Genomic DNA, 23819 nt, shown 5'->3' with positions numbered 1-23819 from the left:
GAGGGGGAACCCTCTTCCTCAGATGCACAGAGAGGTGCGTGATGAAGAAAAACTCCTGGCTCGCGCTTGCTACGGCCGCGAGCGCGACAGCCCTAGTCCTTGCGGGATGCTCGTCGGATCCCGGCGAGGAGGCGATGTCCGACGAACCGGAGGCGACCGCAACCGAGAGCACCGACACCGGCGGCTCAGGGGAGCAAGCATCGGTGGACGCCCGCGCGTGCGTCATCCTGCCTGACGCCGTCTCGTCGCCCCGCTGGGAGAACGGCGACCGTCCTGCCCTCGAAGAGGCCATCACGGGTGCCGGCTTCGAGGCCGACATTCAGAATGCTCAGGGTGACACCGCGAAGTACGCCACCATCGCCGAGCAGATGCTCACCCAAGGATGCGGCGTGATGCTTCTCGTGGACCACCAGGGGGCCGCCGTGTCCGTGATGGAGAACGCCCAGGCTCAGGGCATCCCCGTCATCGCATATGACCGTCCCATTGCGGGTGCGGACTACTACGTCTCCTTCGACAATGTGAAGGTGGGCGAGCTCGAGGGCCAGATGGTCGTCGACGGCCTGAACGACGCCGGGGTCGACCCGGCCGAGGCGACCGTGGTGTACATCGGCGGCGACCCCGCCGACGGCAACGCGGCGATGTTCTACGAGGGCGCCAACACCGTGATGACGGAGGCGGGGATCACTCCCGCCGCGGAGCCGCCGGGCAAGTGGGACGGCGAGTACTCGGCCACCGCGTTCGAGCAGGCGCTGACCGACCTCGGCGGTGAAGTCGACGCGGTCTGGGCCGCGAACGACACCAACGCTGCCGGCGTCATCTCCATCCTGGACAAGAACGGCCTGATGGTGCCGGTCTCGGGTCAGGACGCCTCGGTGGCGGGCCTTCAGAACGTGCTCCTGGGCAAGCAGTACGGCACGGTCTACAAGCCGTTCCAGGTGGAAGCCGCCGCGGCGTCCGATCTCGCGATCGCCCTGCTCAACGGCGAGTCGCCCGAGGCGTCGATGACGCTCGACGACGGCACGCCGTTCATCGCGGTCGACCCCATCTCGGTGGGTCGCGATGACGTTCAGCAGGTCATCGACGACGGCAATGCCGCGTACGACGAGATCTGCTCGGGCGATGTCCTGGCGGCCTGTGACGAGGTGGGACTCGCGCCGGCCTCCTGATGCGCGCGCGAGTGTCGGGCGGGGATCCCCGCCCGACACTCGCGGCATGACGAGGGCCGATGCCGTGGGTGACCACGGCATCGGCCGCCCACCTTGACTCACAAAGGAGTGTGCATGGGGAACCAACCGATCATCGAGTTACGGGCGGTCACGAAGTCCTTCGGGCCCGTCGACGTACTCAAGGGGGTGGACTTCGCGGCACACGCCGGCCGCGTGACCGCTCTCGTCGGCGACAACGGCGCCGGCAAGTCCACCCTCATCAAGGGCCTCGCCGGCGTGCAGCCCTACGACGGCGGCGAGGTGCTCTTCGAGGGCGAGCGCGTGCACCTCGGTCACCCGCGTGACGCCGCCAAACATGGCATCGAGGTCGTGTACCAAGACCTTGCGCTGTGCGACAACCTCGACATCGTCCAGAACATGTTCCTGGGACGCGAGGAGCGCCGGCTCGGCACCTTCGAGGAGGGCCAGATGGAGGTCGAGGCCGCGGCCGCCCTCCAGTCGCTCTCCGTCAAGACCGTGAAGTCGCTGCGCCAGAAGGTGTCGTCGCTGTCGGGTGGACAGCGTCAGACCGTGGCGATCGCGCGTGCCGTCGTGAAGCAGGCCTCGGTCGTCATCCTCGATGAGCCCACGGCGGCGCTGGGCGTCGCCCAGACCGCCCAGGTGCTCGCGCTGGTGCGCCGGCTCGCGGATCACGGGGTGGCGGTCATCATGATTTCCCACAACCTGCAGGACGTGTTCGAGGTCGCCGACGACGTCTCCGTCCTCTACCTCGGGACCATGACCGCGCGGGTCGAGGTCGCCAAGACCACCCGCGAAGACGTGGTGGGCTACATCACGGGCACCAAGACGATGGAGGCGGTGGCGTGAGCGCGAACGTCGACAATCCGGTGGCGCGCGAGGCCGCCCAGGCCCGGCCCGAGGACAGCCTGCTGGGCAAGGGCATGGAGGACGGCGTCCGTGACCACTTCCGTGCGTACGTGCGCCGTGTCCGTGGCGGCGAGATGGGAGCCCTGCCCGCCATCGGCGGTCTGGTGGTGCTGTTCATCGTGTTCGGGTTCGCCCACGACCTGTTCCTGTCGCAACGCAACATGGCGAACCTGCTCACCCAGGCTGCGCCGCTCGTGATGCTAGGCATGGCCCTCGTGTTCGTGTTGTTGCTGGGAGAGATCGACCTGTCCGCGGGTGTTACCTTCGGCGTCTCGATGGCCTCCTTTGTGAGGTTGACCCAACCCGACGGACTCTCATGGCCCCTTGCACTCGCGATCGCGCTTGGCATCGGCCTCGCGATCGGTGGATTCATCGGATTCTTCGTCGCACGGGTCGGCATCCCGTCCTTCGTTGTGACACTCGGCATGTTCCTGGGCCTTCAAGGAGTGCTGCTCGTCATCATCGGCGACGCCGGCGCGTACCGACTTATCCCCGCACCGGTGAAGGCCCTCAACACCTCCAACCTGCCGGTGTGGGCCGGGTGGCTCATGCTGGTCGGAGTCCTCGCGCTGCTCGCAGGCGTCGCCCTGTGGGACCGAGCGCGACGTCGTGCCGCGGGCGCTCCCAACCCGCCCATATCAATCATGCTCGCCAAGCTCGCGGGCATCGCCGTCGTGGGCGTGGCCGCCGTGTGGTTCCTCAGCCAGGACCGCGGCAGCGGGGCCATCCCGATCCGAGGCGTGCCCATCGTCGTGCCCGTCGTCCTGGGATTCGCGATGATCGCGACGTTCTTGTTGGACCGCACGCGCTACGGCCGTTACCTCTACGCGATCGGAGGCAACCGCGAAGCGGCGCGCAGGGCCGGCATCAACGTGACGGCCGTGCGATGGACGGCCTTCGTGTTGTGTTCCACCGTGGCGGTGCTGGCGGGACTGTTCTACGTCTCCCGCGTCGGTTCGGCCGATGCCGGCATGGGGCGCGAGATCGTCCTGTCCGGTGTGGCAGCGGCCGTCGTCGGAGGCGTGAGCCTCTTCGGCGGGCGCGGACGCCTGGTGCACGCCATCATCGGTGCTCTGGTGATCGCGACCATCCAAAACGGCATGGGCCTGCTGGGGCTTCCCGCGGGCACCGTCTTGGCGGTCTCGGGCGGGGTGCTGATTCTCGCCGCCACCGTCGACGCTCTGGCGCGACGTCGCTCGGGTGGTGTCGTTGTCACGTAGCGGCCGCGTCGGGGAGGGGTGCCCGGTGGGCGTCCCTCCCCGACACGAGCTGGACGCTGACTAGACTCGGGTCCATGACCGACACCGCGATTTCTGCCGACGTCGAGCGTTCCGTCCTCGAGGCATGCCAGCGTGCCAAGGTGGCCTCGCGTGCGCTCGCGACCGCGACCCGCACGGTGAAGGACGCCACCCTCGAGGCGATGGCCGATGCGCTCGTGGCGCAGGCGCCGCGCATCATCGAGGCCAACGGGCAGGACCTCACTCGCGGGCGCGCCCACGATATGTCGCCGGGTCTGCTGGACCGCTTGGCGCTGACCGAGGAGCGCATCGGCGCCATCGCGGACGCGCTGCGCTACCTCGCGGCGCTGCCCGACCCGGTGGGAGAGGTCAAGCGGGGCTCCACCCTGCCCAACGGCATGCGGCTGATCCAGAAGGCCGTGCCCATGGGCGTGGTCGGGATGATCTACGAGGCGCGTCCCAACGTGACCGTCGACGCGGCCGGGCTCGCGCTGAAGTCGGGCAACGCGGCCGTCCTGCGCGGAGGCTCCGCCGCAGCCAGCTCCAACGAGGTCATCGTCGCGGTGCTGCAAGATGCGCTTGAGGCCGCGGGCCTGCCGCGCGACGCCGTGCAGTCCATCGACGCGTTCGGCCGTGAGGGTGCACGGGTGCTGATGAACGCGCGCGGGCTGGTCGACGTCCTAGTACCGCGCGGCGGGCGCGACCTCATCCAGGCCGTGGTGCGTGACTCCACCGTGCCTGCCATCGAGACCGGTGAGGGCAACTGCCACGTCTACCTTGACGCCACCGCGCCGCGTGAGCGCTCCGTCGAGATCGTGCTCAACTCCAAGGCGCAGCGCGTCGGAGTGTGCAATGCGGCCGAGACCCTCCTGGTTCACCGCGACGCCGCAGCCGCCGTGCTACCGGCCGTGCTGGCCGCCCTGCACGAGGCGAACGTGGTGCTCCACGCTGACGCCGCGGCATCGGCCCTCGCCCCAGAAGGAGTCCCGACGGTCGCCGCCACGGACGAGGACTGGGCCACCGAATACCTGAGCCTCGATATCGCGGTGAAGGTGGTCGACGACCTGGACGAGGCCATCGCGCACATTCAGCGGTACTCCACGGGCCATACCGAGGCCATCGTGACCGACGACATCGGCGCCGCCGAGCAGTTCTCGTCGCGCCTCGACACGGCCGCGGTCATGGTGAACGCGTCGACCCGTTTCACCGATGGCGCACAGTTTGGCCTGGGGGCGGAGATCGGTATTTCTACGCAAAAGCTGCACGCACGCGGGCCGATGGGTCTGGCCGAGCTGACGACCACCAAGTGGATCGCCTACGGCGACGGCCACGTGCGCCCCTAAGCGCGCCGCGACCGTGGAATAATCGCACGCAACGTTACGAGAGGGAGTCCCACCAGTGAGCACCGTCATCCTTGCCGAGGCCGCCGAGCACGTCGTCAACGAGTTGCCTTTTCCGGCGCCGGTCTTCGGCCTGATCGCGTTCGGCGCGCTGATGGGTTTGCTGGGCATCACGTACGCCTTCCGTAGCATCTCCACGCGCCACTAACAGTCGCCGCGGTCGTCGTTTCCGTGCCTCATTCTCAGCGCCGCATCGGCGTCCTGGGTGGCACGTTCGACCCCATTCACCACGGCCACCTCGCTGCCGCCTCCGAGGTTGCGGCCGCGCTCGACCTCGATCAGGTGTTGCTGGTTCCTGTTCACAGCCAACCCTTCAAGTTGGACCGGCTCGCCGCCGCGCCGGAGCACCGCCTCGCGATGTGCCGACTTGCAGTCGAGGGAGACGATCGCTTGGACGTCTCCGACGTGGACATCGCCCGCGGGGGAGTGACCTACACGCTGGACACCCTGACTGATCTGCACGCGCAGGCCCCCGACGCCGAGTTGTTTTTCATCACCGGGTCAGACGCCCTGGCGCGCCTGCACGAGTGGAAAGACGCGGAGCGTTTGACGTCTCTCGCGCGTTTCATTGGTGTGACCCGCCCGGGTCATTCGCTGCCCGACCTGGATATGCCACACACGCTGGTAGAAGTCCCGGCGATGGCGGTATCCTCGACCGATGTCCGCCGCCGGGTGAGGACGGGTGCGCCGATCCGCTACCTGGTGCCACGGGCGGTCGCCGACTACATCGCGAAGCATGACCTGTACGCGGGAGGAATGGATGACTGACGAGAGCCGACCGCTCTCACGCCGTGAGCGACGCGCGCAGGAAATGCGCGACGCCGCACGCACCGAGGACACGACGCCGCTGGAAGCGGGCCTGGACACGGCTGGCATGCCGTTGACTGAGGGCGCCCTGCTCAGCCGTCGCGAGCGCCGCCGCCTCGAGCGCCTCAATAGCCCCGTCGAGACGTGGACGGCGGAAGAGGAGATGCTCGCCACCGGGCAGATCCCTGCCATGACCCCCGAACGCATTGCCGAGCAGGAGCGCGTCGAGCGCGAGCGTGCGGAGGCGGCCCAGCGCGAGGCCGAGACCGCCGCGCAGCCTGTCATCGATGAGCCTGTGGCGCAGGAGCCGGAGGACCCCGAAGCGGCGACCGACGCTCCCGCAGCCGATGCCGTCGAGGACGAAGACGAGGAAGCCCCCTTCACCGAGGTCGAGGACCCGGACGACGCCGCGCAGGCGAACGAAGCCGTGCACGACGAGGCGTCCGCTCCCGAGGAGCCCTGGGGCACACCGCTTGCGGAGGAGACCCCCGACGAAGGTGCCGATACTTCGGACGCCGATGCCGACTCCGCCGACGTGCCCGTGCGCGCATCCCTTATCCCCGAGGCCGTCACGGACGTCACGGAGCAGGCAGAGGTCGACTCTCCCGAGCCCGAGCCCGAGCCCGAGCCCGAGCCCGAGGCTGAGGCGGCCGACGAGCCCCAGGCTGAGGTCGACGAGTCTCCCGCGGCGCCGCTGGGGATGCCTCCGGGCATGTCGCCCGAGATGTTTGAGGCGCTTTTCCCGCCGGGGTCGCTGCAGCGCCGCCTCATGGAGCAGCAGGCCGAGCAGGCCGCCGCCGAGGTTGAGAGCGCCGGCGCGCCCGACCAGGGCGACGCCGACGAACACATCGACGACGCTGCTCCCGAGCCCGAGCCCGAGCCCGAGCCCGAGCCCGAGCCCGAGCCCGTCAGCCCGGCGCCATGGGTGGCGACGGCCGCGGGCGGCGTCGCAGCGGCAAGCGCCGCCGCAGCCGCAGACGACCGGCACGCGCCGGACGACGCAGAAGCGGTGGACCACATTGGACACGAGAACGCACCCCTCACTCCCACCTGGGCGAGTGTGACCGCGTCGCCCACCACGGCATCGGCCCCTGAAGCGGACGCCGCTGCCGCCGTCGAGGCCAAACAAGCTCCCGCAGACCCGGAGCCGGCCGAGCAGCCCTCCTTCGACGCGATCGTTGGCACGGGGGCGTTCCCGGTCACGCCGGCGAACTCGGCATACTCGGCATCGGCCCCCAGCGAAGCCTCGCCTGCCTTCGCGCCGGTGTCGTCGGTGCTCCCGGCCGCTGTGCCGTCCGTGTGGGACACGCACCCGCTGTCCAGCACCGCGATCCCGCAGGTCACCGAGCAGGTGGACGTCGACGTGGATGTCGACGAGCTCGAGAGCGAGCCGCTGCCGCGGCCCGACTTGTCGGGTGTCAGGCCGTTGACCTCGACCCAGACGGGCGAGTTTGCGCCGGTCGAGCCGGTGCCGACCGGTCAAATCGAAGTAGAACGCCGCGAGCGTCCCGACCTGGGACCCGCGGGCGGAGTCAGGCACTTTGGATGGGCACAGGTGGCCGTCCTCGGTGCCGTGGCCTTCGTCCTCGGTGTGGTCGTGTGGAACGTGGCAGAGTTGGGATGATGACAGCAACAGACAGAGCAATCGAGTTGGCGCGCGCCGCCGCGGCCGCAGCAGCCGACAAGAAGGCCGAGAACATCCTCGCCCTCGACGTCACGCAGCAGACGCCCTTGACCGACATCTTTGTGCTGGCCTCGGCGAGCAACGAGCGTTTGGTCTCGGCCGTCGCGGACGCCATCGAGGACGAGATGCTCGAGCGCGGCTCGAAGGCGATCGCCCGCGAAGGTAAGCGCGAGGGCCGATGGATCGTCCTCAACTTCGCCGAGATCTACGTGCACGTGATGCACGAAGAGGAGCGCGTCTACTACGACCTCGAGCGTCTCTACAAGGACTGCCCGGTCGTCTCCCTGGACGCGTAAGCCTGTCGTGCAGGTCTTCCTCGTGCGCCACGGCCAGACCCAGTGGAACGTCGAGGGCCTGCTCCAGGGCTCGTCCGACGTCCCACTGACCGACCTCGGGCGCGAGCAGGCCGAAACGGCCGCGGCCGCGCTCGCCATCCGCGTCGGTGAGGCGCCTCTCATCGTCGCCTCGCCGCTCGAGCGCGCGCTTCACACTGCGCATGCGCTCGGCGACCGGCTGGGCGTCGACGTCCACACCGACGACCGCTTGCGTGAGCGCGCGTACGGCGCGTGGGAGGGCATCACTCCCGAGGAGCGTGAGGCGGGCTGGCCCGAGGAGGTGGTGATGTGGAAGACCCATGGCGACGCACCCGTCGAGGGCTTCGAGAACCACGACATCGTCCAGGCCCGTATGGTCGCCGGGCTCGAGGACTGGGCCGACCAGGCCGAGGCGGCGGGCTCGACCCTGGTCGCCTTCGCCCACGGCAGCTGCCTGCGGGTCGGCATCCACGGGTTGCTCGACCTGCCGCTCGAACACCGCACCATCGGGAACCTCGGCAATGCGGCCTGGGCTCAGCTGACGCGCCGCTCGCGCGGGGACTGGACCCTCGAGCGTCACCACGTGACCGCGGCGACGGTGGCCGCCGCATGACCACGCTGATCTTGTGGCGTCACAGCCGCACCGCGTATAACGCCGAGGGCCGTCTGCAGGGCGGGCTCGACATCCCGCTGGGCGACGCGGGACGAGCCCAGGCCGCCGCGGCGGGGCGCATCCTCATCGACACACACGGGTACCCCGCGCGGATCGTGTCGTCGCCCCTCGCACGCGCCCGGGAATCGGCTGAGGCGCTCGCCGCCCTCGTGGATTCCGACGTGTCCATCGAGACCGATCCCGCCTTTGCTCAGCGTTCCTACGGCATCTGGGAAGGCCTCACGTGGGATGAGATCGCGCACGAGTGGCCCGACCAGCTCGCGGCCCGGCGTCGCGGCGAAGACCCGGAGATCGAGGGCTGGGGCAAGGCCGCCGACGTGGCCGCACGCGTGGGTGCGGGCCTACGCTCGCTCGCGGGCGAGGACGACCCGGTCGTGGTGGTGAGCCACGGATCGGCGATCATGCTGGGCCTGCTCGACCTCATCGGACAGGAGCCCACGTCGAGAATCCTCGGCCACGTGCCTCACGCCTCGTGGTCCGTCGTGACGCAGGTGGAGTCCGGCGCTTGGCATCTCGAGCACTACGGGCTGGGCGCCCCCTAGGGTTTTCGGGGCCGATGCCGTGGCCCAGGGGACGGATTAGGTTTCTGTCGAGATCTGGGCTAGTATTTCATTCGCCCTCAGGGGCACGGGATCGCAAGATCACGGGGCTGTGGCGCAGCTGGTAGCGCACCTGCATGGCATGCAGGGGGTCAGGGGTTCGAGTCCCCTCAGCTCCACGATGTGTTGAGACAGCATCGTAGAAAAGCCGCCCTTCGGGGCGGCTTTTCGCTTCTGTTGGCGGTGCCAGGGGTCGTTACGATCGCCCCATGACGACCCCCATCACGCTCGCTCACGGTGTCAGCCTGCGCCTGGTGGAGCCCGGTGACGGCGAGGCGCTTGCTACAGCACTCGCGCTCAACGCTGAGCACCTCGCGCCCTGGGACCCCGTGCGTGAGCCCGACCACACCACGCCGGTACGTCAAGAGGCCTTCGTGGCGGAGATGCGCGCCCAATGGTCCACGAATAGCGCCGCCGCGTTCGTGCTCGTGGCTGGTGCCGAGATCATCGGCCAGGCCACCGTCTCTCACATCGTGCGCGGACCGTTTCTCAGCGCCAATCTGGGGTACTGGCTCGATGCCGGGTGGACGGGCCACGGACTGATGAGCGCCGCGGTCGGCGCGATTGCTGACTTCTCGCGTGACGCACTCGGCCTTCACCGGCTGCAGGCGGCGACCCTCGTACACAACGGCGCGTCGCAACGGGTGCTGGAACGCGCCGGCTTCGAGCGCATCGGCCTCGCGCCGCGCTACCTGCAGATCGCCGGACGATGGCAGGACCACGTGCTGTTCCAACGCCTGCTCGAGGACTAGGACAGGCGGAGGGTCGGTGCGGTGGTCGTCCACCGCACCGACCCCCGGTGCCTCGTGCGTGGTGGCGCCTAGGCGCCCGCGAGCGCCGCGACCTCCTCAGCGGTCAGCGTCGCCGTGGTCACGGTCAGCTCATCGATGTCTCCCTGGAACGGGGCGTCCCAGAAGTTGACGCCCAGCGCGAAGAACGCGGAGGGGCTGGTGAGCACGTTCGGGAAGTCGGCGCCCTGATGAACGAGCTCGCCGTCGAGGTAGACGGCGACCTCTCCCTGGTCGACCGTAACCGCCACGTGGGTCCATTCGCCGATGGGGATCGACTGGCCGGTGAGGCCGTTGTAGCGGACCCCGTTCATGTCGGTCCACAGCATGGTCTGACTGTCCCAATTGCGCGGCATGACCGAGAACCACTGGCTCGCCGTGCTGCCGGCAAAGAACGCCGACGTGAACTGCGTCAGTGCCTCGGGGCGAAGCCACAGGCTCACCGAGTAGGTGTCGCCCTGATGAACCAGGCCATCCGGAAGACGCACCCCTGCCGTGCCGTCCAGGTGCAGTGCCGAGCCGCTCACGCCGTCGGCGACGTAAGACACCGCACCCCCGGTGGTGTCGGCCCGGTTGCCCGTGACGGTGGGCTCGGCCAGGGCACCCGCGTTGTCGGCAAGGGTGTCCTCGAAGGACCAGGTGCCGACGGTGCCGCCGAGGGCACGCGCTGTGACGGTGACCTCGAACTCGACCGTGTCGACCACGTCGCCGTTGGATACCGTGGCCGTGAGCGTGACGACCGCGTCGGGCGACCCCGCAGCAGGACGCGTGACGTCGCCCTCGGCGGTGACGATGGCGGGGTCGGAGGAGACCCAAGCGATCGTGGTGCCCGACGTGCCGGTGGTGGGCAGGTCGAGGTCGGCGACCACGGCTGACGTGTCACCCAAGGTGAGGTCGGCGATCACGGCGGCCACGGCATCGGCCGCATCCACGGTGTCCACCTGGCGGCCCCACAGCGAGGCGCCATTGTCGGTGAGGACCGAGAAGGTGGTGGTCCACTCCTGGGTGGCCTCGTCCCAGCCGCGCGCGAAGACGCCCTCGAGGGTGCCTTCAGCCGTCGTCAGCTGTGCGCGGTCGTGACCCATGAGCTTCCAGCCGCCCACCAGGCCGCCCGACAGGGTGCCGTTCTTCGAGAGGTGGACGTTCGTGGGCAGTGCAGGCTCGGCGGTGATGTCCTTGCCGAGATCGACGACCTGCCAGTCGCCCACCACATCGGCGCGCGTGATCTTGGTGACGGACTCGCCCGCGTAGCGCGTGGGCAGCACCACCGGCCAGCCGTCCTCGGTCATCTCCATGCGGTGCACGCGGACCTCATGCATCTCGCCGGTACCGGGGAAGCGCGAGTGGAACACCATGTACGACTGGCCCGTGTCGGGGTCGTCATACCAGGAGGTGTGGCCGGGGGAGACGTAGCCGGTGCCGTCGCCCGTGCCGGGGTCGCCTAGCTCGCGCGGGAACTCGTAGCCGCCCATGACCTTCACGCCGTAGGACTGGATTGAGGCGTCGTCGAAGATGGTGCCCTCCGCGCCAGCGACCTCGGCCATGTCGTTGCCCTCGGCATCGAGGTAGGGGCCGTCCGGGCTGGTCGAACGGGCCACGCGCACGTCGTAGCCGCCGTTCGCGTCGAGCCCACCGAACGACAGGAACAGGTAGTAGTAGCCCGTGGTCTCGTCGTAACGGATGGTCGGCGCCTCGATGCGCGAGTGGTTGCCGCCGACGAGGTGCTTGCCGTAGCCCTGGTCAGGCAGCGGCACGCCGGTCTCGGGGTCGAGCTTGAGGATGAAGATGCCGCCCGAGTACGAGCCGTACACCATCCACATGTGGCCCTCGCCGTCGTAGAACGCGTCAGGGTCCACGGCGTTGGGGTGGACGGTGGCGTCGTAGATCTCGCCGGGGTTCTCCGACTCCTGGTCCCACATGCCGGACTTCAGCAGGATGCCCTGATCTTCGTAGCCGCCGTCGACGGTGTCCGAGGTGGCAAGGCCGAGCGCCGAGCGCGGCGAGTCGCCCTTGCACGCGTTGTAATACATCGCGAAGGTGCCGTCGGGCAGCTCGATGACGTCCGCGGCCCACAGCGTGCTGGTTTGCGCCCACTCGAAGGTCTCGGCGAGCTCCGCGTCGACGTCGTCGAAGAGCGGGTTGTTGCTGGACTGCGACAGGTCGATCGAGTGCTGGGTCCAGTTCATGAGGTCGGTGGTGTGCGCCGACGCCCCGTGCGAGCCAAAGACCCACACGTCGTCGCCGTCGGTGACGACCGAGGGGTCGTGGACGGTGACGTCGGTGTAGGTGGGGGAGGCGGGGTCGCCCTTGGGTGCGGCCGATGCCGCGGTCGCCCCGGTAAAGAGGGCCGCGGCGCCAAGCGCCACGAGGCCGGTGGAGGCGCCCACGGCGAGGGCGCCGGGGCGAGTGAGACGTGGGATGGCCACGAGGGTCTCCTGTTCATCATTGGACAGTGCTAGGCGCGAACGCGGCGATGCGCTCGCAAGACGGTCGACCTCTCCTCGACATGCCTCAAGCGGGACTGTACAACGATGTAAAACTCAGGTGCAACTCTCGGGGGTTCCCCCCTGGTGGCGTTGTTAGGCGGGCTGCGTCTGGCTCGCGGCCTCGACCAATCCCACCAGCGCACGCGCGTCGGTGTTGGCGCCAAAGGCCGGCATGCCGGGCTGCAGCGCACGCCCCGCGTGAAGGCCGCCGATGCGGAGGGGTTCGAAGCCGAGGGAGTCGACGAGACGTGCGACGGTGGTGACGGCGACGTCGTCGTCACCCGCGATGGCGATCGCGGTGCGTGCGGGGTCACCGGCGGGCCGGTGGCCCTCGTCGAGGTCGTGATAGCCCATGTGGTTGAGGGCCTTCACGATCTTGGCGCCGGGGAGGTGGCGCGCGACGATCTCGCTCGACGTGGTGCGCGGGTCGGTGAGGTCCGCGCGCTCGCCGTCGACCTCCCACCAGTAGTTCATCGCGTCGACGACGATGCGGCCCGCCAGCGCGTCACGGTCGAGCTCGTGAAAGCGACCCAAGGGAAGCGCGAGGATGACGAGGTCGGACTCGGCGACCACGGCATCGGCCGTCGTCGCGATCGCGCCCGGGGCGAGGACGTCGATGGTGAGCGAGATGCGTTCCGCGTCGCGCGAGCCGGCGATGAGGACGTCGTAGCCCGCGGCCACCGCCAGGCGCGCGAGCACGGTGCCGAGCTTGCCTGCACCCAGGATGCCGACGGTGCGGACCTGCAGCGGGGTCATCGGGCGCCTCCCTCGGCCAGCAGGTCCTTCACGCGCGGGATGACCGTGGTGCCGTAGAGCTCGACGGCACGCATCCGCTGGCTGGCCGGCATCGCCCCGCCGCCGGTGTAGACGAGGTCGAAACGTCCGGCGTCGACGGCGCGGATGGCCGCGGCGATCTTGGCGGCGACCGTCCCGGGCGAGCCCACGTACAGGCTGCCGTGTTCGACCTCCGCGTCGAACTCGGCGCGTGTCATGGGCGGCCAGCCGCGGTCCGCGCCTACGCGGTCGCGCATGGCTTTGTAGCCGGGGAAGTAGGACTCGCGCGCCTCCTCGTCGGTGGCGGCGATGAAGCCGTGACTGTGCATCCCGACGGGGTGGGCGGTGGTGCCGAACTGCTCGGTGGCGCGCCGGTACAGGTCCACGTAGGGTGCGAAGCGCTCGGGGGCGCCGCCGATGATCGCGAGCATGAGCCGGAAGCCGTAATGCGCCGTGCGGACCACCGACTGGGGGGAGCCGCCCACGCCCACCCAGGTGGTGAGGGAGCCGGAGTCGGTCTTGGGGTAGACGTCGGCCTCGTGCAGCGCGGCACGCTTGGTGCCCTCCCACGTGACGGGCTTTTCGGTGAGGAGCTGAGAGAAGAGGTCGATCTTCTCCTCGAACAACACCTCGTAGTCCGCGAGGTCGTAGCCGAACAGCGGGAAGGACTCGGTGAAGGAGCCACGGCCCAGGATGACCTCGGCGCGCCCGTTACTCACTGCGTCGAGGGTCGAGAAGCGCTGGAAGACGCGGACGGGGTCGTCCGAGCTCAGCACCGTCACTGCGGAGCCAAGCGACACCTTTTCGGTGCGCGACGCGATGGCCGCGAGCACCATCTCGGGAGACGAGATGGCGAAGTCGGAGCGGTGGTGCTCGCCGAGTGCGACGGCGTCGATGCCGATCTGGTCGGCCAGCGCGGCCTCCTCGACCACCTGGCGGATGGCGGCCGCGTGCGACATGGTCTCGCCCGAGTCGTGGCTCGCGATGTCGCCGAACGTCTCGATGCCGAACTGCACGTCAGTCATGGGATGGTGCTCCTCGCCGACGCCTGGTTGTTGAGGCGTCAACTAAGAAGCGTACCGGGCGCGCGATGTATTCCCGGCGCCTCTCGTCGGGGCAACGCCGGCCTACTCGGCGGACAGTGCCGCCTGGATGTCCGCCGCGATCTGCTCGGGCTCCGTGGCCGGCGCGTACCGCTTGATGACGTGGCCGTCGCGACCCACCAGGAACTTGGTGAAGTTCCACTTCACGGCGTTGCCGAGTGCGCCGCCGGCCTCCGAGCGCAGCCACTGGAACACGGGGTGCGCGTTCTTCCCGTTGACGTCGACCGTGGCGAACATCGGGAACGTGACGCCGTAGTTCTTCTGGCAGTAGTCGGCCACCTGGTCCGCGTCCGCGAGCTCCTGCTTGAACTGGTTGCTCGGGAAGCCCAGCACCGAGAAGCCCTGGTCCGCGAACTGGCGGTGGAGCTTCTCCAACCCCGCGAATTGCGGAGCGAAGCCGCACTTGGACGCGGTGTTGACCACCAGCACGACCTCGCCCGCGTGCTGCGCGAGGTCGTGCTCCGAGCCGTCGAGGGCGGTGGCGGAAAAGTCGGTGAGCGTAGGCATGAGGTCATCCTCACATGCCGTCGGCGCCTTGCCCAGGGCCGATGCGGTAGACCAGCCCCGCCTGGTCGTCTGTCACGTAGATCGCGCCATCCGGACCGGGGACGGCCATGATGGGGCGGCCCCAGCGGGAGCCGTCGTCGTCTTGGAAGCCCGACATGAGGGTGGTGGGCGGTGCGAGGGTCGCGGTGGCGGCGTCCCATGCTGAGAAGGCCACCGACGGCTCGCGCGGGGGTTCGCGGTTCCACGATCCGTGCATGGCGATGAGCGCACCCGTACCGATGGTGTTCTCGAGGGAGGTGCCCTGGGTAAAGGCCAGGCCGAGGGGTGCGCTGTGGGAGGGCAGTCCCACCGCAGTCGGGGCGAGTAAGGCGCAGTCGAGGCGCTCGCCGTCGGAGTTGTGCTGGGGATCATTCACATACGGGAGCGCCGTCGTCCCGTCGCGCGAGTCGGGCACGCAATAGGGCCAGCCGAGGTCGGTGCCCTCGTCGATGCGCGTGAGTTGCTCGACCGGATTCTCGTTGACGTAGTCGCGCACCACGGTGCCGTACGCGTCGCCCTCGAAGGGGTAGGGCTGGTTGTCCGCCTGGTTCACGGCGGTCCACAGGGACCCGTCGGGGGCGACGTCGAGCCCGAAGCCGTTGCGCACGCCGCGGGCCACCACGCTGTGCTCGCCGCCGGCGAGGGGCACGCTGGCGATCACGGCACGTTCGGGGTCGCCCTCGCGGTCGGCGGGGTCGCGGTTAGACTCCGAGCCTAGGCTGAAGAACACGTGGTCGCCATCGACCACGACCGCCTTGGAGCCGTGACCCGTGCCCGGCAGTCCATCGGTGAGGGTGTGTTCGTCCCGAACTGTTCCGTTCGCGTAGTCGAAGGCGACGATCCTGGTCCGCTCGCCCAGGACGAGCATCTCGCGCCCGCCGACCTCAGCGAACGCGAGCCCCTGCGGGTTGTCGCGGCCCTCCAGGGCGGTCGTCTGAGTGGGAGCTGCGCCGCGCGAGGGGGTGAGAGCGACGACATCGCCGCGATCACCCGTGGAGACCAGAAGTCGCCCGTCCGGCGACCAGGCTGCGAGCCGCGCACCGGGGACATCCGCCCAGACCTCGGCGGTCCACCCCTCAGGGATCGTGACCTCTCGGCCCTCGGCATCGCCGGCGTTCACGTCACCGGCCGCGCTCAGTGGCGTCGATGCCAGGCGGGAAAGTTCGGGCGCCGACGTCGACGGTGAGGAGGTCGGCGATCCCGTCGGCGCGCCGGTGGGTGCGGCGGCGGAGGGCGAGGTCGCTGACGGCTGCCCCGTGGCATCGGCCGTCGTGACGGGTGTGTCATTGCCTCCCGTGCAGGCGGTCAGCGCGACGGCAGAGATCAGGACGGCCGTGCGGAGCGGGAATCGTGCCATTGACTGACCGTACGTGAACCCCGCGAAGCCTGGGTGGTCCGGACAGGACCCCGGTCAACGCTGAGGGGTGCTGTCCTGCGGGTTTATGGTGAGAGTCATGCGTTTTGTGGCGATCGGTGACAGCTTCACCGAAGGAGTGGGAGACGAACTCGACGGCGGCGCGGTGCGCGGCTGGGCGGACCTCGTGGCCGCCGGACTGGCCACCGGACTCAACGAGGACGTCGACTACGCCAACCTTGCCATCAGGGGCCGGCTCATCCGGCCCATCGTCGACGAGCAACTCGAGCCCGCGCTGGCGCTCAGTCCCCGGCCCGACGTCCTCGCCTTCAACGGCGGCGGCAACGACATGATGCGGCCCGGCTTTGACCGCGACGACATCGTGCGGCTCACGCACCGTGTGGTGGCACGCACCGAGCAGGAGGGCGTCAAGCTCGTGCTGCAGACCGGCGCCGACCCCACGGCGGGCCTGCCGCGCGGCGAGATGCTGCGCTCGCGGGTCAGCGTCTTCACGGACATGCTGACCGAGCTCGAGGCCACGTACGAGCACGTCACGTTCGTGAACAACTACGGGGACGAGGAGATGCGGCGGGCTGGCTACTGGGCGCCTGATCGCCTGCACCTCAATGCGCTGGGCCACCGCCGCGTGGCAGCGCGCTTGCTGACCGCACTCGGCGTGCCGACGGAGTTGCCGTCGCTTGAGGCCGATCACCAGGCGCCCACCGGCGTGCTGGTCGAGGCGCGCTACTACGCGACCTATGTGTTGCCGTGGATCGGGCGGCGTCTGACTCGGCGCTCGTCCGGCGACGGGCGCTCTGCCAAGTTCGCGGACTGGGTGCGGATCGAGCCGGAAGCCGTCGAGCAGGCTTAGCGCGTGGGTGGCCTGCGCCTCCTGGCGGGAGATGAGGGTCGGAAAGCGCCCGAGAACGACACTCATGTCCCATGAACGGAACTCGCCGCTAGCCTGGGCGCATGGCGACCCCCGACTTCATCCTGTCCCTGCGCGAGAAGATCGGGACCGAGATGCTGTGGCTCTCCGGCGTCACCGCGGTGGTTCTTCGAGATGCGGCATCCGCTGGGGCCGACGGGAGGTCGGCGGCGCCTGACGCGCCGACCTCCCGCGAAATCCTGCTGGTGCGCCGCGCCGACACCGGCGCGTGGACGCCCGTCACCGGGATCATCGACCCCGGTGAGCACCCGGCCGTGGCGGGAGCGCGCGAAGTGCTCGAGGAGGCAAACGTCGTCGCCGTGCCGCAGGCTCTCGTGCGCGTGGGAGTCACGCCAGAGATCACCTACGACAACGGCGACCGTTCGCAGTACCTCGACCTGACGTTCCGCTTCGCCTACGTCAGCGGAGAGCCGCACCCGGCCGACGGCGAGAACCTCGAGGCCGCATGGTTCCCCGTCACCGCTATGCCCACGATGAGTGAGGACATGACGGTGCGGGTGGCCGCGGCTTTGCGAGGCGATGACGTGGCCGAGTTCGAGTTCTGAGCCACGCCCGCCGTCGCGACGCCCTGGAGGTGCGTTATTGCTGCTCGAGGGCCTGAGAGCAGCGAAGTGGATCCCCGTCGCGCAAGGGGGTTAGTGCGCCGCGACGGGAGCGTCGCCGTCGGAGTGCTCGGGGCGCTGGACGAACATCGCCAGCACAATGCCGCCCATCGCGAGGATCGCACCCACCATGAACGCGGTGCGGATGCCGGCGGCCTGGGCGACGATCTCGGTCGCACCCTCGTCGAGGCGCGTCAGGGCGATGGCCGACATGGTGGACACGAAGAGCGCGGTGCCGGCGGCGGCCGCGACCTGCTGCAGCGTGGACACCATCGCGGAGCCGTGCGAGTACAGCTTCTTGGGCAGCGATCCCAGGGACGCCGAGAACAGCGGCGTGAACACGAGCGCGAGGCCGAGGCTCAAGACCACGTGTGCGGCAAGCACCACCCACCATGGCGTGGTGGCGGTCAGCGACAGCGCGAGGATCCACAGCGCGGCCGAGACAAGGGCGGTGCCGGGGATGAGCAGAGGCCGGGGCCCGATGCGGTCGTAGGCCCGGCCAATCGGCGTCGCCAACAGTCCCATCGCGAGACCGCCGGGCAGCAGCATGAGTCCCGAGGCAAGCACGGACAGCCCCAACACCCCCTGGGTGTACAGGGGCAACAGGATGATGCCGCCGAACAGGCCCATCATGCAGACCACGAACATGGCGCACGCGATGGCGAACGTGCGCGAGCGGAAGACCCGCAGGTCCAGCAAAGCGGAGTCGGTGCGCTGGAGCACCAGCTGGCGCCAGACGAACAGTCCGAGCGCCACCACGCCGACGGCGACCGCGACGAGCGCCGAGCCCACGCCGGACTCTGCGGATTCGCCGATGCGCGACAGGCCGAACACGATGCCGCCGAAGCCGAACGCCGAGAGGATCACGGACAGCACGTCCATGCGAGTCTCACGGGTCTCGTTGGTCGAGCGCATCTTGAGGATGCCGAACACGAGGACCGTGAGCGCCACGGGCAGCACGAACAGGAACAGGTAGCGCCACGGCAGCACCGCGAGAATCAGTCCCGAGATGGTCGGTCCGACGGCGGGCGCGACCGAGATCACCATGCCGATCGTGCCCATGCGCCGGCCGCGCTCGCGCTCGGGCACGATCGAGATCACGGTCGTCATGAGCAGCGGCAGCATGACGGCGGTGCCGCACGCCTGAATGACCCGGGCGACCAGCAGCACCTCGAACCCCGGTGCCAGCGCCCCCAGCAACGTGCCTGCGGCAAACAGCGACATCGCGACGATGTACAGCGGGCGCGTGGGGAAGCGCTGCAGGAGGAAGCCGGTGATGGGGATGACGATCGCCATCGTCAGCAGGAAGGCCGCGGTCAGCCACTGTGCGAGGACGGCGGTGATGCCGAGGTCCGCCATCAGGTGCGGGATCGCGACGCCCATGATCGTCTCGTTGAGGATCACGGTGAACGCGGAGACGATGAGGACGCGGATCACGAGCTCGTCGCGCGCACTCACGGATTGAGGCGCGGCGGCGCGGGCGGGGGACTGGGTCATGCGGAGGCCTTTCTAGGCACCGCGCGTGGGCGCGACAGGGGGCACGCAGACGGCGCGCAGCGGTGCGGGGACAAATGACATTGTGTCACTAGCCCCCGACATCGGTCAGGGCAAGTGTGAGACACCAGGCGCGGGCCAGGCGAGTGTCCCGTCGATGTCAGGTGAGGCCGAGCCGGGCAAAGGCTTGCACCAGACCCGACCGCTCGGGACCCGGCACCACGATGTCGGCCTCGGCGATGACGCCGGGATGCCCGCCCTCGATGCCGATGGCGGTGCCGACCATGGCGAGCATCTCGAGATCGTTGGGGCCGTCTCCCGCCCCGACGGCATCGGCCGCGGTCAAACCCATGTGGTCGAGAACGGCCTGGATGCCGACGGCCTTGGTGATGTGCGCGAGGTAGACCTCGCCGGCGCCGCGTCCGAGGTCCTTGATGGACGTCTCGACGGCCGCCACCTCGTCGCCGATGAGCGGCACGATGTCGCTCAGATCCCGTCCGGCGGACAGCGTGACGATCTTCGCGAAGTCCAGGCCGTGGAGGTCGTCGACCACACGCCGGGCGGCAAGCAGGTCTTCCCAGACGGCCACCTGCGCTCCCGTCGCGTCCGCGCCGGGAGCGCGCCGGTCCATGAGTGCCGCGGCCTCGGGAAGCACATAAATGGCCTCGGGCGCCTCGACGAGCACCTGCGCGCGGTGGTCCATCAGGACGTCGATGGTGCGGTCCGCGAGCTCGCGCGGGAACGACACGTCGTGGATGACCTCGCCGCCGACCTCCGCGTACGCGCCCGCGCCGCCGACGATGCCGTCGAAGCCCGCGGCCAGCATGCGCTCCGAGATCGACGCGCGCGAGCGACCCGTACACAGGAGCACGTGATGGCCGTTGTCGCGCACCCGCGTCACCGCCTCCTCGTGAGCCGGAGGAACCTCGCCATGGGAGGCGTAAGTACCGTCGATATCCAGGAAAATCACGCTCACGCCCGCCAGCCTAACCGCGCCGTCGCGTACGGTACGTCCCGTGGCGAGTCTGAGGGTGCAGAAGGTAGGGATCCTGGGAGCCGGCCGCGTGGGCAAGGCGATCGCCGTCCTCGCCCGGCGTGCGGGGCTCGAGGTGGCGATGGTGGGCTCGGGGGAACCCGTTGACGAGGTGGTGGCGGCCGATGCGGTGGTCCTCGCCGTCCCGCTGGGCAAGTTCCGTACGTTGCCGGCCGGACACCTCGCGGGGTGCGTCGTGGTCGATGCCATGAACTACTGGTGGGAGCTCGACGGCGCGCGCCCCGACCTCGACGATCCCACCACGTCCACGTCGCAGACCGTCGCGGCGTTCCTTGAGGGCGCGCGGGTGGTGAAGGCGTTCAACCACCTCTCCGGCTACGCGCTGGAGGAGCTCGCTCGACCCGCCGGCGACCCCGACCGCATCGCGGTGGCAGTCGCCAGCGACGACCGCCGCGCGCTGGAACTCGTGGAGGTGCTCGTGGACGCGCTGGGCTACGACCCAGTAGTCGCCGGGGGCCTGGCCGAGGGGATGCGCTTCGAGCCTGGTACAGAGCTCTTTGGGGCCGATGCCACGGCCGCGGAGGCGCGCGACATGCTCGAGCGGTTCTGGAACACCCAGCGAGGACGCGTGGTCGCTCGCGCGCGCGGCTCACGGTAGGCTCGTCCCGTGCTTGATTACAACGATGTAGAAGATGCGAGCGACGCCATGGTGACGCTGATCGCCTATGACCGGGTGCCGACCTCCGAGGCCGACGCGAACAACGCCGACATTGCGCTCAGCGTCCACCTCGCGCTCGACGGCGTGCCGCTGTTCGACAACTACGGCGTGTGCTTCGCCGGCGTTGCCCAGACGCCCGGTCCCGACGGCACCTTCGACCCCGACCTGCGCGGCCTCATGGACCCGCACGTCGCCGTCCTGCGCGATGGCGGCTACGGCATCGTCGCGACCCGCACCGCGCGCGGTGGCGGCGACGACGGCAGCCGCGCATCGTCGGTGCTGCTGCTGCGCACCGAGGACTTCGTCACCTACACCGAACTGGGTCTGCTCGATCTGGGCGTCACGCACGGCGTCGGCTCGCCCGCGCTTAGTGGTGCGGGCGAGGGCTACGTGCTGCGCTGGCACGACGACACCGGTGCCGCGTGGCACGCGCGCCTGGACCGCTTCGCGACCGACGCCGCCGTGAGCGAGCCCGTGCAAGGCGACGTCCCGATCGACGGTGAGGTGGACGCGGACTCAACCCTCGCATCGGCCATCCCTAACCTGCGCTCGGGAAACACGATCGCGATCCCGGCGGCGCTCGCCGCCTCGCTTCGTGAGCGCCTGGGGCCCGTGGTGAACACCGGCGCCGCCAACCTCCCCGACGTCGTGGTGAGCGTCGGCGCGACGCTGAGCGCCGCGGACCTGCCGGCCCGCCGTGGACTGACGTACTCGGACGGCTCGACCGGCTCGCTCGCGATCGCGTGGGACGAGGGCGCGATCGCGACGCTCGACACGTCGGCGCCGGGTGAGTACCTGATCACCGGCACCATGCGTCAGCCGGTCTACCCCACGCCGTTTGCCGATGAGCGAGCCGACCCAAGCATCGTCCCGTTCGACTACAACGGGCGCCGGGTGTTCCTGTCCATCGCGACCAAGGACCTCAACCTCGACCCCATCGCGAACGACGGCGGGCCCATCGGCATGCCGATCCGCATGGCCGACTCGATCGAGGCCCTCGCGGACCCGCACGGTGGTGCGGCCCTCGAGCGCGACGTGTTGGTCGCCGGCGACGTCGACGCTCACGGCGGCGTCATGACCGGGTGCTTCTGGGCGCCCGAGATTCACGAGATTGGTGGCGAGCTGTCCATCCTGTTCATGCCGTCCTACGACGGTGAGGACGGCCGCACCAACATGTGGACCGGCCGCGCGAGCATCATCCAACTGCGCCGCGACGCCGAGGGTCGCCATCTCGACCCCACCGACCCCGCGAGTTGGACCGCGGCTCAGCATGTGACGCGTGCCGACGGCTCGGCCTTGAATGACCGCGCCGGGATCTCGCTCGACATGACCTACCTCGAGGACGCCGGCACGCATTATTATGCCTGGCAGATGCTTGGATCGATCTTCATCGCGACCATGGATCCCGCCGAGCCGACCCGCCTGACCAGCGAACCCGTGCGCATCCTCGCGCCCGTCTACGCGTGGGACAACACCATCGCCGAGGGCCCCAACCTGCACATCCGCGACGGGCGCGTGTTCATGCTCTACTCGGGCTCGACCGTGGGCGACAGGTACACGACGGGTCTCGCGATCGCCGAGTCGGGCGCGGACCTCACCGACCCCACCGCCTGGACCCGACTGAACAGGCCGCTACAGAAGTCGGGCCCCTACAACGGCGAATACCAGCTGGGCACGGGTCACGGCATGTGGTCCTGGGACGAGGACGGCAATCAGTTGTACGTGTTCCACGCCCGCACCGATCACCTTGGCCTCACGGGGCGCGACACCTTCGTGCGCCGGGTCCACTGGGCCGCCGACGGCCTGCCGCGGCTCGACATGGAGACCGGGGAGGAGTTGGCCCCGGAATTTCGGGAAGTTGCGGTGCGCGTGAGGGTGGAGGCACGCGCATGAGCGACGAACCTTACGGCTACCTGATGGTCCATTTCGTCGAGGACCCGCACGGGTATCGCGAGAAGGTGCATTTTTCCCTATCGCGAGGCGACGACCCCACCGCGTGGGACCGGCTGAACGGCGGCGAGCCCATCCTCGCCTCGCATCTGGGCACCACCGGCGTGCGTGACCCGTACCTGCTGCACCGCCCCGACTCCGGGCGGTACTACCTGATCGCGACGGACCTCAGGGTGTTCGGTGCCGATGACGCCGGCTGGCAGGCCTGGGCCACCGACTACGCGACCACGATGAACGTGTGGGAGTCCGACGACCTCATCCACTGGGGTCCGCAGCGCCAGATCGACGTGGCATGCGGCCCGGACGGTTCGCCCGCTCCCGACGCGCCGCACATGGGCATGATGTGGGCGCCCGAGGCGCTGTGGGTGGACGACTACGACGAGGCCGGCGGGGCATTCGTCGTCTACTGGGCGTCCTCGGGAGCCGACGGCCGTCAGCGCATCCTGTGGGGTGCCACCAGGGACTTCACACAGGCAGGCTGGGTGACCGGCGGTGTGCTCATCGACGCGCCCGGCGACGTCATCGACACCACCATGATCCGTCGCGGTGCCCGCACCTACCGGGTGACGAAGGACAACGGCACGGCGCGGGGGCTCTTCATGGAGCACTCGGACGACGCCCGCTGGTGGCTACCCGAGGCCGTGTGGACTCAGACGCAGACCCACATCGGCGCCGCGTACTCCGGCGGCGACCCCGGTCTCGTCGAGGGCCCCGCCATGTTCCGCGTGCGCGACGAGGACCGCTGGTACCTGCTCGTGGACGTCATCCCCGACGTCGGCTACCGGCCCATGATCGCGACGGACCTCGACGCGCCGGAGCCATGGGCCTACGTCGACGACTCCGCCTTTGACCTTGCCCGCGCCACCAAGCATGGCGGGGTCATCCCCCTGACCCGGTCGCGGTACGACGCCTTGCGCGCGGCCGATGCGGCGGCCCCCGTCCGCTCGCATGTCGCCGATGCCGTGGTTGCCGCGAGTGCGGACCGCGCCGCGGTGCTCGCGGCCCTTCCCGCGACCGCCGAGGCGACGCTCCACGGCGGCGGCACGGCCGCGTTCGCGATCGACTGGGACCTCGACGATCTCGACACATCGGTCGCCGGCGAGCATCGAGTGGCCGGTGTCCTGCGCGGCGCCCTTGGAAGCAACGCCAACGACTGGGTCGCGGCCGACGGGTCGCGCGCCTGGGATGCGCCGGGGAAGGCTCCGCGCTCGGCGACGGCGATCGAACTCACGGCGTCGCTCACCGTCGAGTAG

Annotated in this window: 23 protein-coding genes and 1 tRNA gene; 17 read left to right on the top strand and 7 right to left on the bottom strand. The window is 69.5% G+C overall.

Translation table 11 applies throughout. The features are described 5' to 3' along the window. Positions 1-41 precede the first annotated feature (41 nt). The 12 genes from B7K24_RS09495 (at position 42) to B7K24_RS09435 (ending at position 9560) form a co-directional block, all read left to right on the top strand. A complete protein-coding gene (locus B7K24_RS09495) occupies positions 42-1166 on the top strand; it encodes a sugar ABC transporter substrate-binding protein (RefSeq protein WP_084130102.1) in 1125 nt (374 codons plus the stop codon). Positions 1167-1280: 114 nt separating this feature from the next. Next, entirely contained in the window at positions 1281-2033 is a 753-nt protein-coding gene (locus B7K24_RS09490; RefSeq protein ID WP_084130101.1) for an ATP-binding cassette domain-containing protein, read from the top strand. Then, positions 2030-3313, top strand: a complete 1284-nt coding sequence (locus B7K24_RS09485) for a sugar ABC transporter permease (protein WP_234986657.1) — start codon at positions 2030-2032, stop codon at positions 3311-3313. The genes B7K24_RS09490 and B7K24_RS09485 overlap by 4 nt, the downstream gene beginning before the upstream one ends. Before the next feature lie 74 nt (positions 3314-3387). Further along, positions 3388-4674: a glutamate-5-semialdehyde dehydrogenase gene (locus B7K24_RS09480; RefSeq protein WP_084130100.1), complete on the top strand. Its 1287-nt coding sequence runs from the start codon at positions 3388-3390 to the stop codon at positions 4672-4674. Positions 4675-4729: 55 nt separating this feature from the next. Then, positions 4730-4879, top strand: coding sequence for a hypothetical protein (locus B7K24_RS13575; RefSeq protein WP_200808322.1), 150 nt, complete (start codon positions 4730-4732; stop codon positions 4877-4879). Between the two features lie 23 nt (positions 4880-4902). Then, positions 4903-5499 carry a nicotinate-nucleotide adenylyltransferase gene (gene nadD, locus B7K24_RS09475; RefSeq protein ID WP_084130099.1) on the top strand — a complete coding sequence of 199 codons (597 nt, stop codon included), beginning with the start codon at positions 4903-4905 and terminating at the stop codon, positions 5497-5499. Continuing rightward, on the top strand, positions 5492-7162 hold the full coding sequence (locus tag B7K24_RS13310) for a hypothetical protein (RefSeq protein ID WP_144268233.1): 1671 nt from the start codon (positions 5492-5494) through the stop codon (positions 7160-7162). The genes nadD and B7K24_RS13310 overlap by 8 nt, the downstream gene beginning before the upstream one ends. Continuing rightward, entirely contained in the window at positions 7162-7518 is a 357-nt protein-coding gene (gene rsfS / locus B7K24_RS09455) for a ribosome silencing factor (protein ID WP_084130096.1), read from the top strand. The genes B7K24_RS13310 and rsfS overlap by 1 nt, the downstream gene beginning before the upstream one ends. A 7-nt stretch (positions 7519-7525) precedes the next feature. Continuing rightward, entirely contained in the window at positions 7526-8149 is a 624-nt protein-coding gene (locus tag B7K24_RS09450; RefSeq protein ID WP_084130095.1) for a histidine phosphatase family protein, read from the top strand. Next, positions 8146-8751: a histidine phosphatase family protein gene (locus B7K24_RS09445; RefSeq protein ID WP_084130094.1), complete on the top strand. Its 606-nt coding sequence runs from the start codon at positions 8146-8148 to the stop codon at positions 8749-8751. The genes B7K24_RS09450 and B7K24_RS09445 overlap by 4 nt, the downstream gene beginning before the upstream one ends. 103 nt (positions 8752-8854) lie before the next feature. Then, positions 8855-8927: transfer RNA gene (locus B7K24_RS09440), tRNA-Ala, on the top strand. Positions 8928-9017: 90 nt separating this feature from the next. Next, positions 9018-9560, top strand: coding sequence for a GNAT family N-acetyltransferase (locus B7K24_RS09435; RefSeq protein WP_084130093.1), 543 nt, complete (start codon positions 9018-9020; stop codon positions 9558-9560). A gap of 68 nt (positions 9561-9628) precedes the next feature. Here B7K24_RS09435 and B7K24_RS09430 read toward each other — a convergent pair whose 3' ends face one another. The 5 genes from B7K24_RS09430 to B7K24_RS09410 all read right to left on the bottom strand — a co-directional run bounded on the left by B7K24_RS09430 (position 9629) and on the right by B7K24_RS09410 (position 15862). Then, positions 9629-12022: a LamG-like jellyroll fold domain-containing protein gene (locus tag B7K24_RS09430; RefSeq protein WP_234986656.1), complete on the bottom strand. Its 2394-nt coding sequence runs from the start codon at positions 12020-12022 to the stop codon at positions 9629-9631. Positions 12023-12175: 153 nt separating this feature from the next. Further along, entirely contained in the window at positions 12176-12838 is a 663-nt protein-coding gene (locus tag B7K24_RS09425) for an NADPH-dependent F420 reductase (protein ID WP_084130092.1), read from the bottom strand. Then, positions 12835-13881 carry an LLM class flavin-dependent oxidoreductase gene (locus B7K24_RS09420; RefSeq protein WP_084130091.1) on the bottom strand — a complete coding sequence of 349 codons (1047 nt, stop codon included), beginning with the start codon at positions 13879-13881 and terminating at the stop codon, positions 12835-12837. The genes B7K24_RS09425 and B7K24_RS09420 overlap by 4 nt, the downstream gene beginning before the upstream one ends. A gap of 102 nt (positions 13882-13983) precedes the next feature. Then, complete coding sequence (locus B7K24_RS09415) at positions 13984-14466, bottom strand: glutathione peroxidase (protein WP_084130090.1); 483 nt, start codon at positions 14464-14466, stop codon at positions 13984-13986. Between the two features lie 10 nt (positions 14467-14476). Further along, entirely contained in the window at positions 14477-15862 is a 1386-nt protein-coding gene (locus B7K24_RS09410; protein WP_084130089.1) for a sorbosone dehydrogenase family protein, read from the bottom strand. A gap of 97 nt (positions 15863-15959) precedes the next feature. Between B7K24_RS09410 and B7K24_RS09405 the strand changes: the two genes are divergently transcribed. Both B7K24_RS09405 and B7K24_RS09400 read left to right on the top strand, forming a co-directional pair. Then, complete coding sequence (locus tag B7K24_RS09405) at positions 15960-16730, top strand: SGNH/GDSL hydrolase family protein (protein ID WP_084130088.1); 771 nt, start codon at positions 15960-15962, stop codon at positions 16728-16730. A 101-nt stretch (positions 16731-16831) separates the two neighbouring features. Continuing rightward, positions 16832-17353: an NUDIX domain-containing protein gene (locus tag B7K24_RS09400; protein WP_084130087.1), complete on the top strand. Its 522-nt coding sequence runs from the start codon at positions 16832-16834 to the stop codon at positions 17351-17353. Positions 17354-17443: 90 nt separating this feature from the next. Here B7K24_RS09400 and B7K24_RS09395 read toward each other — a convergent pair whose 3' ends face one another. Together B7K24_RS09395 and B7K24_RS09390 are read right to left on the bottom strand one after the other, a co-directional pair. After that, the gene (locus B7K24_RS09395; protein WP_084130086.1) at positions 17444-18907 is read right to left on the bottom strand and encodes an MDR family MFS transporter; all 1464 of its coding nucleotides are present in this window, start codon (positions 18905-18907) and stop codon (positions 17444-17446) included. A 157-nt stretch (positions 18908-19064) separates the two neighbouring features. Next, positions 19065-19880, bottom strand: a complete 816-nt coding sequence (locus B7K24_RS09390) for an HAD-IIB family hydrolase (protein WP_159449208.1) — start codon at positions 19878-19880, stop codon at positions 19065-19067. Positions 19881-19920: 40 nt separating this feature from the next. Between B7K24_RS09390 and B7K24_RS09385 the strand changes: the two genes are divergently transcribed. Genes B7K24_RS09385 through B7K24_RS09375 form a run of 3 tightly spaced genes read left to right on the top strand, consistent with a single transcriptional unit; the run spans position 19921 to position 23819 of the window. Continuing rightward, positions 19921-20556 carry an NADPH-dependent F420 reductase gene (locus tag B7K24_RS09385; RefSeq protein ID WP_234986655.1) on the top strand — a complete coding sequence of 212 codons (636 nt, stop codon included), beginning with the start codon at positions 19921-19923 and terminating at the stop codon, positions 20554-20556. Positions 20557-20565: 9 nt separating this feature from the next. Beyond that, positions 20566-22509 carry a family 43 glycosylhydrolase gene (locus B7K24_RS09380; RefSeq protein ID WP_084130083.1) on the top strand — a complete coding sequence of 648 codons (1944 nt, stop codon included), beginning with the start codon at positions 20566-20568 and terminating at the stop codon, positions 22507-22509. Beyond that, positions 22506-23819: a glycoside hydrolase family 43 protein gene (locus tag B7K24_RS09375; RefSeq protein WP_200808321.1), complete on the top strand. Its 1314-nt coding sequence runs from the start codon at positions 22506-22508 to the stop codon at positions 23817-23819. The genes B7K24_RS09380 and B7K24_RS09375 overlap by 4 nt, the downstream gene beginning before the upstream one ends.

This window comes from Demequina sp. NBRC 110055, from assembly GCF_002090135.1.
In the GTDB taxonomy this organism is placed as follows: Bacteria; Actinomycetota; Actinomycetes; order Actinomycetales; family Demequinaceae; genus Demequina.
The sequence above is the reverse complement of the archived record's forward strand: the minus strand, read 5'-3'. Positions and strand labels throughout refer to the sequence as shown.

Excerpts from the sequence above, each read along its gene's own strand:
- B7K24_RS09410 (WP_084130089.1), bottom strand. The coding sequence starts at position 15,862 with ATGGCACGATTCCCGCTCCGCACGGCCGTCCTGATCTCTGCCGTCGCG.
- B7K24_RS09375 (WP_200808321.1), top strand. The coding sequence starts at position 22,506 with ATGAGCGACGAACCTTACGGCTACCTGATGGTCCATTTCGTCGAGGAC.
- B7K24_RS09405 (WP_084130088.1), top strand. The coding sequence starts at position 15,960 with ATGCGTTTTGTGGCGATCGGTGACAGCTTCACCGAAGGAGTGGGAGAC.
- B7K24_RS09425 (WP_084130092.1), bottom strand. The coding sequence starts at position 12,838 with ATGACCCCGCTGCAGGTCCGCACCGTCGGCATCCTGGGTGCAGGCAAG.
- B7K24_RS09495 (WP_084130102.1), top strand. The coding sequence starts at position 42 with ATGAAGAAAAACTCCTGGCTCGCGCTTGCTACGGCCGCGAGCGCGACA.
- B7K24_RS09435 (WP_084130093.1), top strand. The coding sequence starts at position 9,018 with ATGACGACCCCCATCACGCTCGCTCACGGTGTCAGCCTGCGCCTGGTG.
- B7K24_RS09395 (WP_084130086.1), bottom strand. The coding sequence starts at position 18,907 with ATGACCCAGTCCCCCGCCCGCGCCGCCGCGCCTCAATCCGTGAGTGCG.
- B7K24_RS13310 (WP_144268233.1), top strand. The coding sequence starts at position 5,492 with ATGACTGACGAGAGCCGACCGCTCTCACGCCGTGAGCGACGCGCGCAG.
- B7K24_RS09445 (WP_084130094.1), top strand. The coding sequence starts at position 8,146 with ATGACCACGCTGATCTTGTGGCGTCACAGCCGCACCGCGTATAACGCC.
- B7K24_RS09400 (WP_084130087.1), top strand. The coding sequence starts at position 16,832 with ATGGCGACCCCCGACTTCATCCTGTCCCTGCGCGAGAAGATCGGGACC.
- rsfS (WP_084130096.1), top strand. The coding sequence starts at position 7,162 with ATGACAGCAACAGACAGAGCAATCGAGTTGGCGCGCGCCGCCGCGGCC.
- B7K24_RS09415 (WP_084130090.1), bottom strand. The coding sequence starts at position 14,466 with ATGCCTACGCTCACCGACTTTTCCGCCACCGCCCTCGACGGCTCGGAG.
- B7K24_RS09420 (WP_084130091.1), bottom strand. The coding sequence starts at position 13,881 with ATGACTGACGTGCAGTTCGGCATCGAGACGTTCGGCGACATCGCGAGC.
- B7K24_RS09490 (WP_084130101.1), top strand. The coding sequence starts at position 1,281 with ATGGGGAACCAACCGATCATCGAGTTACGGGCGGTCACGAAGTCCTTC.
- B7K24_RS09480 (WP_084130100.1), top strand. The coding sequence starts at position 3,388 with ATGACCGACACCGCGATTTCTGCCGACGTCGAGCGTTCCGTCCTCGAG.